The organism is Candidatus Aciduliprofundum sp. HYA1, from assembly GCF_056175085.1.
Map to the genome: position 1 here is coordinate 799,643 of NZ_CM149694.1, position 12,488 is coordinate 812,130.

Consider the following 12,488-nt stretch of genomic DNA (forward strand, 5'->3'; position numbering starts at 1 on the left):
TTATTTCCATATTATTCCTCTTTTTGGGTCAAGTGTTATTTTCTCTTGCGGGATTTCAAATTCTCCGGTGCCTGCAATTATGCTTAGTCCCTTTTTGGACAAATCTATGAGTTTCCTGACATCAAATATGTCCGATTTCACAATTAGCCCCCTTATATGCGGGTTTAACCTGAAATCTCCTCTGAGTTCATCAACAACCATTATCTCACAGTTTTTGGGGGATTCGCATGCATGTCCCTGCACGATTGATGATCCGAATCCATGACCCCTTGCCAGCACCTCTCCAACAATTTGAACCCAGACAAAATTTGTTGTTCCAGGTACCTCTGATGGCTCGCCACCTACCACAACCAGAATATCACCCCTTTCAACAAGACCCTCCTCCTCTGCAGCCTCAATTGCCTTTTTCACAGCCTCATCCGCATATCTGAAATTTTCTATCTTGAACCCCTGTATTCCCCAGTAAATCTCCATCTCCCGGAGAACCCTTTCAGAATTGGTTGCCGCAAGAAGTGGAATTGGACATCTGTGCCTTGAAATAAGCCTTGCAGTTTTTCCCGAGCGTGTGAGTATGAGAATCTTATGGGCATCAATCTCCGTGGCTAGAAGCACTGCCGCGTTGCTCACGGATTCGGATATTGTGCCCTTCAATTCAACAGAGTGTCTCTTTTCAACCATGGAATCTGCCATTCTGGCCACCCTTGATAGGACCTTTACCGCTTTAATGGGATGCTTGCCTATTGCAGTTTCACCGGATAGCATAAGTGCATCTGCCCCATCCAGAATCGCATTTGCAATGTCTGATACCTCGGCCCTTGTGGGGTGGGGGTTACGGATCATGCTCTCAAGAATCTGGGTCGCTATTATCCCGGGTTTTCCATGGATCAGGGCTCTTTCAAGCAGGTATTTCTGTATTTGCGGAAGTTTTTCAATGGGTATTTCCGTTCCAAGATCCCCTCGGGCTACCATTATTCCATCGCTCACCTCCAGGATTTCATCCACGTTGTCCACACCCTCCTGATTTTCAATTTTTGCTATGATTTTTGCTCTCATTCCTATTTCCTTCATTTTCTCCCGCAGAGCTGTTATGTCCGAAGCATCCCTTGTGAAAGATGCGGCAATAAAATCCACATTTCTTAGAGTTCTCATAAAATCAACATCGCGGGATTGTATGTATGGGATGGGTATATGCACCCCTGGAACGTTAACGCCCATCCTGGAGGATATTATACCACCCTGAATCACCTTTCCGATGGCCTTTCCATCGCTTGCTTTCTCAATTTTTATCTCAATATCTCCATCGTGGACAAGTACCCTAATTCCCGGTTTCAGATATTCGTACACGAGAGAGTGATTGAACTCAATATCCTCTTCCTCTCCAATGGTTATGCTCTCTCCATTTCGGATAAAATTTCTACGACATTGGGATATTCTTATTTCCGGACCCTTAATGTCGAGGAGGGTTGCTGTTACCGTGTTGCATTCCTCGCTTGCATTTACAAATTTTTTGTACATCTCCTCGTGCTCAGCAACGGTGCCATGGGCAACGTTAAGACGTGCTATGTTGCATCCCGCCTTTATGAGTTCTTTCATCTTCTCCTTATCATTCACTGCAGGTCCGAGGGTTGCTATGATCTTGGTTTTTCTCATAGATTTACCTCCCCTTCCGCTTTCACCTTTTTGGAAGCATAAGTTTGAGTTCTGCCAGATTGTCGCCGACTGTTTTTTCAATCAGTATATCCTTTGCCCCGGTGATTTCCGCTATTTTTTTGAGTGAAGAGTATGATGCCTTAACCATTCTGTTTACCTTCAGATGCACTATGTACTCTCCAAAGAAGTTCTCATATATCTCTATGGGTGTGAACAGCTGGTCATCCAGTTTACCCATCTCCCTATTGAGTTTTCTAACAGCATCCTCTGGCGATAGCATACTCCTTCATGCCTTTAACCTTTTAATATCTATTCAAAAAATTTATATAGAAGAACATTTTTATTTCAACCATGAAGCACGAGGAGTATGTCTACGAACTGGCGGAACTGAAGGACAAGGCACCAAGGATATTCGGCATACCCACGGGCACCAAACTTGATGAGATGTTTTACACGGTGCAATACGATGAGAATAAGGATACCTATGTGAAGAGGCCCCTTGGAGGAATCCCCCACCTGGCGGTGATAAATGTCACGGGCATACCCGATACAGGCAAGTCCCTCCTCGCTGAGCAATTTGCAGTTTATCAGGCTGCAAGAAATTATCCCGTTCTCTTTGTCACGGTTGAATCACCTGCTAATTTTCTCTATGCCGCGTTGAAGCAGAAGGCCCAGGTTCTTGGATTAGATTTTGAAAGCGTGGAAAGGAATATGATAATCATAGACGCGTCCCAGAATGTGGAGTTGAGGGAGAATTTGAGTGCCTTGCTTGATACGATGGCCTACGCCATAAAGAAGAAGAACACGAAGAATGTGGTCATAGACAGCATCACGGGCCTGTACGAGCATCGTGAGGTTCTTGCAAGGCAGATTGTACGTCAGATCTTCAACTTCCTGAAGAAGTGGAATCAGACCGCGTTGCTGGTATCCCAGAAGAGATCGTCGCAGAGCAGTGAGACCGCGGAGGCTGCAGGAGGCCTCGCTGTGGCGCACATTGTGGATGGCACCATAGTTATGGATAAGGAGATAATAGCGAGCAAGTGGGCCGCCTCCCTCTACAGGAGGAAAATCGGAGAGGTTGTGCGCACGATCCGCATAGATGGGTGCCGCCTGGTGCCCCATGCCTCTGAGACATATCTATTTGAGATAACTGACACGGGATTGATAGACATAAAAGAGCCCCTGAGTAGGATTGAAGGAGGTGATTGAAATGGAGGTCATAGGCAAGCCCGTGAAGGATAAAAATATAGATGCCCTTGCCGAGAGGATATTCCACGAGAGCATACGCATTCTGGGTGGCCTGAAGAACTTGGTGGAATACAGGAACCTAACATGGCTACCGAGTCTGGCCGAGGCCGCCTATGTGATCGCCCTAAAGAACGAGGCCATAATGACAAACAGGGAGATTGCAGAGTATCTGGGCATAACTGAGCAAACTGTGAAGAACATCCTCAGCGCAGATGAGGAGAATGTGAAGGCGTATCTTGAGGGGGAGAGAAGGGAGAAGGAGCATGTCGCTGGGGGGCTTGCAAAACTGGCCTACAGGGCAATAAGGGAGAGGAGAGACAATCTTGATGAGCGCATTGAGGCCATGGAGGAGGGTGCCCGCTCCCTGGGTGTGGACTGGGCGGTGCACGTGCTTTCAAGAATAAAGGGTCTCGATTTTCCAGTTGAGAAGGGACCCTTGCTGGATAGGTTGAGGGGATACAGTATAAATGGAGTGGCAATGGAGGACATACTTCAAAGATTGAGTTATCCCATAGAGAACCCCGCACGATTGCTTCACGAGATTCGCGAAGCCATCAAAGGTTAAATACCCCTAACCGCATTTCTTTTTATGATTCCCGTTGTGTATGGAGAGCTCTGCCCCATCTGCAGAGGAGATCTGACGTGGGAAGAGATTGAAAATGGCAGGTGTTTCAAGAAGGACATTCCACTGAACAAGAATTCTCTAAAGGAGAGGTATGAGAAATTTGAAGAATTCTTCTTAAGGACCTTGGGCTCAAAGCCCAGGGCAATGCAGAGAATGTGGGCAAGACGTGTTCTTTCAGGTGATTCCTTTGCGGCCATAGCACCCACCGGAATAGGAAAGAGTCTGTTTGGAATTATGATGGCCGCCTACCTTGCCAGCGAAGGAAAAAAAGCGTACATAATTGTGCCCACCACCATAATTCTGAGGGAATTCGTTGAAAAATTGCACTCACTGGGATTTGATCACTTTGTTTATTATCATGGGAGGATGAAGAGGGCTGAAAAGGAGGAGATGGAAAAAAGAATAAAGAGTGGGGATTTCAATATTCTCATAACCACAACAGCGTACCTTGCGAGAAGATATGCCGCGCTAAGGGGTAAGAGGTTCCATTTCATATTCGTTGATGATGTTGACTCCCTGCTGAAGGGCTCAAAGAACCTTGAAAAGATTTTGGGCATCATGCACAGAGAAGGGGTTCTCATGGTATCCACCGCCACCGGAACCAGGGGATATAACACGAAAATTCTTAGAGAGTGCCTAAACTTCGATGTGGGCAATATTCGTAACGCCGTGAGAAATGTGGAGGACATCGTAGCTCCGAAGGAGAGATTCCAATATATTTTGAATGTGATGGGACCGGGGGCTCTCATCTTCGCGCCCACGGCTCAGGAGGCCAGGGAAATTGCATCCCTAGTTCCACGTTCAGGACTCGTTTTGGCCCAGAGCAAAGAATCCTATGAGAGATTCAGGAAGGGCAATCTCGATTTTCTTGTGGGTGTGGCAACTCCCTACGGCTCACTTATCAGGGGAGTTGATATGCCAGAGCGTGTAAGATATGTGGTTTTCTACGGAATCCCAAGGTTTAAAATAGGTCTGGATGATGTTGATGCTCTCGGTGAGAAAATGCTGATAACCCTTGCCCACCTTTTTCGGGAGAAGAGCCCCCTTCTTAAGGAGGCCCTTGAAAAAAATGACATTGTTGCAATTCGAGGAGAGATCAAAAAAATTCTGCAACGTGGAAATCTTCAGGGCAGGGGATTTGTTTACAGGAATGGTCACATAATCTTTCCCGATTTGAAGACCTACATTCAGGGCTCGGGACGTGCTTCCCGTCTTTATGCGGGGGGATTGACGAAGGGGGCATCCTTTGTGCTTGATGATCCTGAGTTGCTTGAAATTCTATCCTCCCGGGCGGAAATTTATGGCATTGAATTCTCACCAATAGATGTGGTTAACCTTAAAAAATTGAGGGATGAAATTGATAGAGATAGGAAGAGGGTAAAGGAGCGGGAGTATGGGAGTGAGATAATAAAACCTGCACTTTTCGTGGTTGAGAGTCCAAATAAGGCGAGGCACATTGCGCACTTCTTCGGCAAGCCCAATTTGAGGATAATGGGCAATGCCATAGTTTACGAGGTTGCCATAGGCAACAGGGTTCTAACCATAGCGCCCTCTCTCGGTCACACGGTCGATTTAACAACATCCCGGGGATACCATGGTGTTGAGGTTGGAGAGCATTTCGTGCCGATTTATGCACCCATAAGAAAGTGCAGGGAATGTGGCTATCAATTCACGGAAGGCGAGAAATGTCCGGTCTGCGGTTCAAAAAACATATACCATGCTGGAATGCAAATAGGAGTTCTCAGAAAACTTGCCCAGGAGTGCGAGGACGTAATAATAGGCACGGACCCGGATACGGAGGGTGAGAAAATTGCGTGGGACCTGAAAAATCTGCTTGCTCCATTTGCAAAATCCATAAAGAGGGCAGAGTTCCATGAGGTCACAAAGAGGGCCATTATCCAAGCAACAGAAAATATGAGGGATTTCAACGAAAACCTTGTGAAGGCTCAGATTGTGAGAAGGATTGAAGACAGGTGGATTGGATTTGAACTTTCCCATATTCTATGGAGAAAATTTGGAGAGCGCAACCTATCCGCGGGCAGGGCCCAGACCCCTGTGCTTGGCTGGGTGATTGATAGGTACGATAAATCCAAGGAGGTCCGGGAGGAGTATTTCCTGAAGGGCACAGATGTGAAGGTGCCTTGGAAGGAGGGTGTTCTCGGCTTTGTTCAGAGGATTGGAGAGGAAATCAAGAGGTATGTGGTGCCTCCCTACACCACCGATGAGGTTCTGAAGGATGCAAACACTATTTTACATCTTGGTGCTCGGGATAGTATGAGGATTCTGCAGGAACTTTTTGAGATGGGTCTCATAACCTATCATCGCACGGATTCAACCCATGTGTCCCGGGAAGGCATGGAGATTGCAAGGAAGTACCTTGGGAATGATTTCAGAGGTCGGCCATGGGGTGAGGAAGGGGCCCATGAGTGCATAAGACCCACCAGACCTATGAGTTCGGAGGACCTGAAGAGGTATGTTGATGAGGGTGTGTTTGCCTACAAACTCGATGAAGAGCATATGGCAATCTACGATCTCATATTTAGGAGATTTATGGCATCCCAGAGTGAGGGGAAAATAAGGATCATAAGGTACAGAATAAGTGCGGAGAACAGGGAAATTGAGTTTCCCCTGATTGTGGATGCAAGAGGGAAATCCGTGGAATTGTATCCATACAGGGTGAAAAAATACACGCCTATCCCGGAGGGAAGGGTGAAGATTGAAGTTGAGAGAAGAAAAATAAAATTAAAGCCCTACACCCAGGCGGATTTGATAAGGTTGATGAGGGACAGAGGTATAGGAAGACCCAGCACGTATGCGACAATAATTTCCAAGTTATTCCTCAGGAGGTATGTGATTGAAAGAGGTGGTCTCATTCCCACTAAAAGAGGCAGACAAGTTTATGAATTTCTGAGGGATAATTATGGAGGGTTCATAAGTGAGGATAGAACGAGGAACCTTGAAAGGAAAATGGATGATGTGGAAAGTGGGAGAAGGGATTATGAGGAACTGCTTGGGGAGTTATATGGGGAAATGCAAACCCTATCAAAGGGAAAATAGATAAGTGTTGAGGGCATGGGTGCATCCATGATAAAGATGTTCAGAATCGATGGTATAGAGGCCAAGAGGTTCATAGAACCCGAAAACGCGCCGAGGGAGATAAGAATTGACAATAACAGTAGCATAATATCCATAACGCAGGTGGATGTGAACAATGCCAAGGTTGATTTCAAGTTCACCATAACGTATTCCGGGATAGGGGTAATAATCTTCGATGGTGTGGTGATCTACGAGGGAAATGTTAAGGAATTGATGAAGGAGTGGAAAAACAATCACAGGATGCCAGATGAGGTTGCCCAAGAGATACACGGTACGATAATAAACAATTGTGTTATTGAGGGAGTTCTCATAGCCAAGGAAATACGCCTGCCACCGCCAATACCCCCTCCAGCCCAGGCCATGCAGCAAAAACCGAAGGGTAAAAAATCGGATGTTGTGGGATACGCCTAATACTCCCTCCACCGGTGCCCACACTTGGGGCAGATGTAGAACCTTGTTTCCGGCTCATCGGCTGCACGGGTCTGTTGAAGCATCCAGTGGGCGCCCACATGCCCGCATTTGGGGCATATCACACTCTCATCGTAGGGAAGGGCTTTGAGTTCCTCCTGTGAGGATATGACTATCATCTCCTTCTCCTTTGCCTCTGCCACAATTTCCTTCTTTTCCTGATCTTCGATAGGAATCTCGTAGCCGCAGTTTGAGCAAACCCATTTTCCGTCCTTGGGATGCATTAAAGAGCCACACTTGGGACAGAACATCATAGGTGAGGCATAATCTCATTATTCTTAAACATTTTGAATTTTCACACCCTCAATTGCCACGAAACTGGCATCTTCGCGGTATCCATCAACGACGTTAAGGGAGATATCCTCTCCAAGAAGGGTACTTCTTACCCTAACGATGAAGAATAGGTCTTCAAGGAGGGACTCAACCTCTTCCATGGTGTAAAAGTGAGCATTCTTGAACCTCTCATCACCCTCCTCTCCCATTCTTGTGTACTTCCTTCCAAAGTGGGAGTTACGGGGTATGAAGCCTATCACGAGCCCGCCGTTGTCCACCAGGACTCTGTGTGCCTCTTCCACAACCTTTTTGGCATCCCTAAGGAATGGAAGCGTGGTGGATATGAGAACCAGGTAAAAACTCTCATCCCCGTAGGGCAGATTCTCTCCCATGCCCCTGACCACCTCTATCCCTCTTTTTCTAGCGAGTTCAAGCATACCCTGATCCGGATCTATACCATGGGTTATGCCCAGAGCCTGGGAGAATCTTCCCGTACCCACCCCTATTTCCAATTTGGGATTCGGATATTTTTCAACCATGGGTCTCAGGGCTTCCACCTCTGCCTCAAAGATTTCGCGATGCCTGTCGTACCAGGAATCGTACTCTTTCGGGTCAAACATGCTCAGCAATCATCGTTCATCTTTAAAACCTTTCCCCTACGCTCGATATGCTCTATTAGGGACTCATATACCGGATGCGCTCTCAATGTTCTGGCGTTTCCAACTATTATCAGTTTCCTCTTTGCCCGGGTTATCGCAACATTCAACCTCCTCAAATCCGTGAGAAATCCGAGTTCTTCACGCTCGTTTGCCCTCACGAATGATATGACGATAACCTCCTTCTCCCTTCCCTGAAAACCGTCAACGGATTTTATCTCCAGATCTTCATCTGGGATCATTGATTTCAGAAGATCAACCTGATCGTCGTAGGGGGTGATGATTCCTATGTGCTTCTCTTTTAGCCCTATTTTTAAAAGGCAGTTCACAATTTTCTTGACGCACATTGCCTCGCCCGGGTTTTGATAGGAAGTTGAGCCCCTTCTCTGCTCCTCCTCGGTCTCCAAGTCCACAAAGATGATGACCTCCTCCGGGTTGCAGATATCATGCATTTCATTGATTTTGGACGGGTCAATACCCAGATCCGCGATGGTTCTGTGCTTCACATTTCTATGGGCTTCAAGCAGGCCATTGTAAAACATCCTGGAAGGAAATTCCATTATTTTCTCGTTCATCCTGTACTGGATGCGTAGGGTGATGGATGCCTGGGGATATGTTTTTATGAGCCTCTCAAACATGGTGAGTTGCAGGGCCCTTGCATCATAGCTCATTACCGTGGGTGGCAGTTGCTTGTGGTCTCCCGCCATTAATATTCTCGTGCCCTTGAGCATCGGGATGAGGCAGGATGGCTCCACTGCCTGGGTTGCCTCATCTATAACCACAAAATCAAATCTAAAATCTCTCAGCATCTCACTTCCTGCCGTGGAATTTGTTGTGCATATCACATCTGCGTTCTCAAGGACCCTGATTATCGCCCTTTCCTCCATTTTCTTCGCCCTTTTCACGTATTCCTCTATCCTCCTCTGAATCTTGATCCACTGGGCCATGCCCTTCATCACATCCACAGGCACACCCCTGTAACTTCTTGATGCGTTGGCAAGATACACGATCTCGTCATCACCCATTCCCCTTCTCCACTGGGGCGTGGGCTTTGTGTACCTGCTCTGTTCCTCCCTCATTCCGTCAATTTTTTCCCAGAGTTCCATGGCCTTTCTGTACTCGATGTCCCTTGATACTATGTAATCCAGTGTGTGCTCCATTATGCTCTTACTTATCCTTGCGGGATGTCCGATGCGTACCACATTCACCTTATGGGCAAGTTTTTCCACGAGATTGTCCACGGCCACGTTTGAATCTGCAGTTGCCAGGACCTTGAATCCGCGCCGGACCATTTGTACAATCCCTTCGGCCAGGGTGGTGGTCTTACCCGTTCCCGGTGGTCCGTGGATCAGAAAGAGTTCAGAGCCCATGGCTCTCCTGACGGCCCTGCGTTGAAACTCATTTAGGCGGGTATTTTCAAAGTTCACCTGTTCATCATGCACTTCCAGATTCGCCCTGCCGAGAAGAATTCCCCGGAGCCGAAGATGCTCTTCCCTTTTAATGGAATTCACAGCCTCAAGCATTCTCTGGAAGGTTATATCGTTGGCGTATAGATCCACCCTCACATTTTTTCCGTAAACGAATTTTGGTGGGGTTTTTGAAAAGGAGAGCACTATGTAGCGTGAGCCCTTCTCGTAAACTGTGGCCTGGGGATTCTTTGGGGAGACCTTTCCTGCACTGACTATGACCACATCACCCACCATTAGCTCGTTCTTGGGTATATCCCTCCGTGAGAATTTTACAAGATAAGCGCCACCAAGTCCCCTGCCGATGAACTTGCCACGGAGGTTCAGAATCGCCCTGCCGAGTTTCTCCCTTTTCCTTCCGGTGAGCCTCTTTATCTCCTCCCAGTGGCGGCGCATCTCCTCCTCCCTTTCAATGTTTATGAGCCTCACAAAATGGGAGATGTAATCCTCCACAGTTTCAAATTTCAACTGAAATCACCCAAATTACTCTGGCTCTTCTTATTCAAAAACCTCTTTGCACTCTTCCATGAGCGGCGCACGTGGGGGGGCAGATCCCCATGCTCTTTGAAATACTCTTCAAGATAGTCCTTTGTTCTATCGTCAGCCGGGTACCCTGAGCCGAAGTCCCCCATCTCCCTTTTCAGTTCTTCAATTATCCGGTCTCTTTCAACCTTGGCAATTATGGAGGCTGCACTGACCTCGGGATAGAGAGAGTCCGCCTTGTGCTTTGAAATTATCTCCACATCCTTTCCAACCCTTGTGGCGATTTCCCTGGCAAAGCGCTCCTCGTCAACGTCTGCGGCATCCACGTACACAATCCCATCGTTCATCTTTGAGATTATTCTCGCAAAGAGTTCAACCTCTATCTCGTTCAGGGTCATCTCCTTCCGAAGGGCATCAATTTCCTCCGGTTGAACAACGAGCACAATGATCTGGGAGGCAATCTTTCTTATCTCCTCTGCCAGTTTCTCCCTCCTCTTGGGGCTCAATTTCTTTGAATCCTTAACCCCAAGGCTTATGAGGGCATCGCGTGATGCACAAACTCCTGCCACGACCATGGGGCCTATCACCGGTCCCCGGCCCGCCTCATCAACTCCACAGGCCATACAGCGCCATACGCACGGGGGTATTAAAGATTTGGGAAAGGTTAAATAGGGGCATATTTTCTCAATCTCATGGGCAATCCGAAGGTGAGCGTTGTCATAACTGGATTTGAGGCGAGGTTCTACGATGAGATCCTTGATTTGGTAACCCTCTTCCAGTACAATAGGTTCATTCGCAATGTGCTTTACAATTACACCCACATCGAGAGGGGCTACAGGGTTGCAGAACTGGGAGTTGGTAATGGGAGGAACGCAATTATACTGAGCGAGAGAGTCGGAAATGATGGAAAAATTGTGGGATTTGACATATCCGATGATATGCTGAAGAAGGCGCGGAGAAAAACCTCTGGTAAGGGGAACATTGAAATTGTAAAGCACGATATTCGCGAGAGTTTTGCCCCCGAGTATCATGGGTACTTTGATGTGGCCCTTATAGTGCTCGCGTTCCATGGATTCACTCCTGAGGATAGGGGCAAAATATTTGAAAATGTGAGAAGCATACTGAAGGGGGGTGGTAAATTCTACATTTTTGATTACAACCAGATGGATTTTAGCAGGGCACCTTGGTACTTCAAGTTGCTGATTGATAAATTTGAATGTCCCCTGGCTGAGGAATTCCTCGGTTACGATCTTGAGGGTGAGGCGGGGAAACGTGGATTCACGCTTACGGGGAAGCATGAATTTGTGAAAAAACTCTTCCAGTATGCAGAGTTCACATTATCTTCTGATGACTAGGCGAACGATGTCCTCGTCCTGAAGTTTGTGCTCCAATCCAACATGCTGACCCGGAAATTTCACGCTCTTTCCCCAGACCATGGCGTATCTGAATTTTTTTATGAAATCCCTGTGGAGGGCTTTGCACACATCTTCAACAGTGCTACCCCTTTTGAGTATAAGGGGTGCATCATAATCGATCTTGCCACTCTGGGGCTTGAGGTAGATGCGAATCAGGCCGGATTCCTGAAAAATCCGCTCCTTCAGTTTTTCAATTCCAACTCCATTTTTGGCCGATATGAACAGTGGATTCCATTTTTCCAGTTTTCTATCTATTTCCCTGATTGATTCCTCATCTGCCAGATCAACCTTGTTCACCACGAGTAGCGCGGGTACGTAGGCCCTGTTTCCAGAGAGAAAATCCATCAACCTTTCCGGGTTTATGTCCTCCTTTATCAGCACATCTGCGTTGATGTACCCGAATTCCCTCAGGATTGCGGCAATATCCTCCCTGTCCATGCTCAGGGGTACCGTGGATGCAATGTTTATCCCCCCGCGATCCTTTTTCTTTACGCTTATTTTGGGAGGTTCTTGATTTATGCGTATCCCGAAATTGTGCAGTTCTCTCATCACGGTGTCAAGGTATTCCACGGTGAATACATCAACCATGAGTATTATGAGATCCGAGTTTCTGGCAATGCTCAGTATTTCCCTTCCATTTCCACGGCCGTATGATGCCCCCTCTATGAGCCCGGGCATGTCCAGAATTTGAATTTCAGCGCCCCTGTACTTCAAAATTCCTGGGAGAACATCTAAAGTGGTGAACGCATAGTCACCAACCTCGCTCTTGGCATTGGTTAGCAGGTTGAAAAGCATGCTCTTTCCCACGCTTGGTGGCCCGATGAGGGAAACCATGGCATCTCCACTCTTCTTCACGCCCTTCTTCGTTTGGGCCCTTTGCTTTTTCTTCCTCTCCTCCAGTTCCTTCTTTAGATACGCTATTCTCGCCTTGAGGCGCAGTATGTGCTTTTCCGTTGCCTTGTTGTACTGCGTTCTCTTTATCTCCTCTTCGAGTTCCTTGATTCTCTGCTCAATGTCCACGGCTCTGCATTTATCCCCTCAATATAATTTTTTTCTCCCCCAATTCGCTCCCATCGCTCAGTGTTTACTATTTTTCGTAACCATTTAA

12 protein-coding genes are annotated in these 12,488 nt (G+C 47.2%); 5 read left to right on the forward strand and 7 right to left on the reverse strand.

Translation table 11 applies throughout. From position 1 onward, the window contains the following. Together pyk and AC0S1O_RS04365 are read right to left on the reverse strand one after the other, a co-directional pair. Complete coding sequence (gene pyk, locus AC0S1O_RS04360; protein WP_475393120.1) at positions 1-1,650, reverse strand: pyruvate kinase; 1,650 nt, start codon at positions 1,648-1,650, stop codon at positions 1-3. A gap of 22 nt (positions 1,651-1,672) precedes the next feature. Next, the gene (locus AC0S1O_RS04365; protein ID WP_475393121.1) at positions 1,673-1,930 is read right to left on the reverse strand and encodes a hypothetical protein; all 258 of its coding nucleotides are present in this window, start codon (positions 1,928-1,930) and stop codon (positions 1,673-1,675) included. Between the two features lie 71 nt (positions 1,931-2,001). Here AC0S1O_RS04365 and AC0S1O_RS04370 point away from each other — a divergent pair, with 71 nt between their 5' ends. The 4 genes from AC0S1O_RS04370 to AC0S1O_RS04385 are packed head-to-tail and all read left to right on the forward strand — an operon-like array spanning position 2,002 to position 7,030. Beyond that, complete coding sequence (locus tag AC0S1O_RS04370) at positions 2,002-2,859, forward strand: KaiC domain-containing protein (protein WP_475393122.1); 858 nt, start codon at positions 2,002-2,004, stop codon at positions 2,857-2,859. A 1-nt stretch (position 2,860) separates the two neighbouring features. After that, complete coding sequence (locus AC0S1O_RS04375) at positions 2,861-3,463, forward strand: KaiC associated regulatory domain-containing protein (RefSeq protein WP_475393123.1); 603 nt, start codon at positions 2,861-2,863, stop codon at positions 3,461-3,463. Positions 3,464-3,487: 24 nt separating this feature from the next. Continuing rightward, positions 3,488-6,580 carry a reverse gyrase gene (gene rgy / locus AC0S1O_RS04380; protein WP_475393124.1) on the forward strand — a complete coding sequence of 1,031 codons (3,093 nt, stop codon included), beginning with the start codon at positions 3,488-3,490 and terminating at the stop codon, positions 6,578-6,580. Between the two features lie 27 nt (positions 6,581-6,607). Further along, complete coding sequence (locus AC0S1O_RS04385; protein WP_475393125.1) at positions 6,608-7,030, forward strand: hypothetical protein; 423 nt, start codon at positions 6,608-6,610, stop codon at positions 7,028-7,030. Here AC0S1O_RS04385 and AC0S1O_RS04390 read toward each other — a convergent pair. Genes AC0S1O_RS04390 through rnhB form a run of 4 tightly spaced genes read right to left on the reverse strand, consistent with a single transcriptional unit; the run spans position 7,027 to position 10,588 of the window. Further along, entirely contained in the window at positions 7,027-7,338 is a 312-nt protein-coding gene (locus AC0S1O_RS04390; RefSeq protein WP_475394468.1) for a transcription factor S, read from the reverse strand. The genes AC0S1O_RS04385 and AC0S1O_RS04390 overlap by 4 nt on opposite strands. 27 nt (positions 7,339-7,365) lie before the next feature. Further along, complete coding sequence (locus AC0S1O_RS04395) at positions 7,366-7,980, reverse strand: class I SAM-dependent methyltransferase (protein WP_475393126.1); 615 nt, start codon at positions 7,978-7,980, stop codon at positions 7,366-7,368. A 2-nt stretch (positions 7,981-7,982) separates the two neighbouring features. Then, complete coding sequence (locus tag AC0S1O_RS04400) at positions 7,983-9,950, reverse strand: IGHMBP2 family helicase (protein ID WP_475393127.1); 1,968 nt, start codon at positions 9,948-9,950, stop codon at positions 7,983-7,985. Then, positions 9,947-10,588, reverse strand: a complete 642-nt coding sequence (gene rnhB / locus AC0S1O_RS04405; RefSeq protein WP_475393128.1) for a ribonuclease HII — start codon at positions 10,586-10,588, stop codon at positions 9,947-9,949. Before rnhB ends, AC0S1O_RS04400 begins: the two co-directional genes overlap by 4 nt. 69 nt (positions 10,589-10,657) lie before the next feature. Between rnhB and AC0S1O_RS04410 the strand changes: the two genes are divergently transcribed. Further along, positions 10,658-11,320, forward strand: coding sequence for a class I SAM-dependent methyltransferase (locus AC0S1O_RS04410; protein ID WP_475393129.1), 663 nt, complete (start codon positions 10,658-10,660; stop codon positions 11,318-11,320). Here AC0S1O_RS04410 and AC0S1O_RS04415 read toward each other — a convergent pair. Further along, complete coding sequence (locus AC0S1O_RS04415) at positions 11,303-12,400, reverse strand: OBG GTPase family GTP-binding protein (RefSeq protein ID WP_475393130.1); 1,098 nt, start codon at positions 12,398-12,400, stop codon at positions 11,303-11,305. The genes AC0S1O_RS04410 and AC0S1O_RS04415 overlap by 18 nt on opposite strands. Positions 12,401-12,488: the final 88 nt, after the last annotated feature.

What these genes read in the sequence shown, in the direction of transcription:
- AC0S1O_RS04410 (WP_475393129.1), top strand. Translation starts at nt 10,658, where the DNA reads ATGGGCAATCCGAAGGTGAGCGTTGTCATAACTGGATTTGAGGCGAGG.
- AC0S1O_RS04375 (WP_475393123.1), top strand. Translation starts at nt 2,861, where the DNA reads ATGGAGGTCATAGGCAAGCCCGTGAAGGATAAAAATATAGATGCCCTT.
- rnhB (WP_475393128.1), bottom strand. Translation starts at nt 10,588, where the DNA reads ATGGCCTGTGGAGTTGATGAGGCGGGCCGGGGACCGGTGATAGGCCCC.
- AC0S1O_RS04385 (WP_475393125.1), top strand. Translation starts at nt 6,608, where the DNA reads ATGATAAAGATGTTCAGAATCGATGGTATAGAGGCCAAGAGGTTCATA.
- AC0S1O_RS04395 (WP_475393126.1), bottom strand. Translation starts at nt 7,980, where the DNA reads ATGTTTGACCCGAAAGAGTACGATTCCTGGTACGACAGGCATCGCGAA.
- rgy (WP_475393124.1), top strand. Translation starts at nt 3,488, where the DNA reads ATGATTCCCGTTGTGTATGGAGAGCTCTGCCCCATCTGCAGAGGAGAT.
- pyk (WP_475393120.1), bottom strand. Translation starts at nt 1,650, where the DNA reads ATGAGAAAAACCAAGATCATAGCAACCCTCGGACCTGCAGTGAATGAT.
- AC0S1O_RS04365 (WP_475393121.1), bottom strand. Translation starts at nt 1,930, where the DNA reads ATGCTATCGCCAGAGGATGCTGTTAGAAAACTCAATAGGGAGATGGGT.
- AC0S1O_RS04370 (WP_475393122.1), top strand. Translation starts at nt 2,002, where the DNA reads ATGAAGCACGAGGAGTATGTCTACGAACTGGCGGAACTGAAGGACAAG.
- AC0S1O_RS04390 (WP_475394468.1), bottom strand. Translation starts at nt 7,338, where the DNA reads ATGTTCTGTCCCAAGTGTGGCTCTTTAATGCATCCCAAGGACGGAAAA.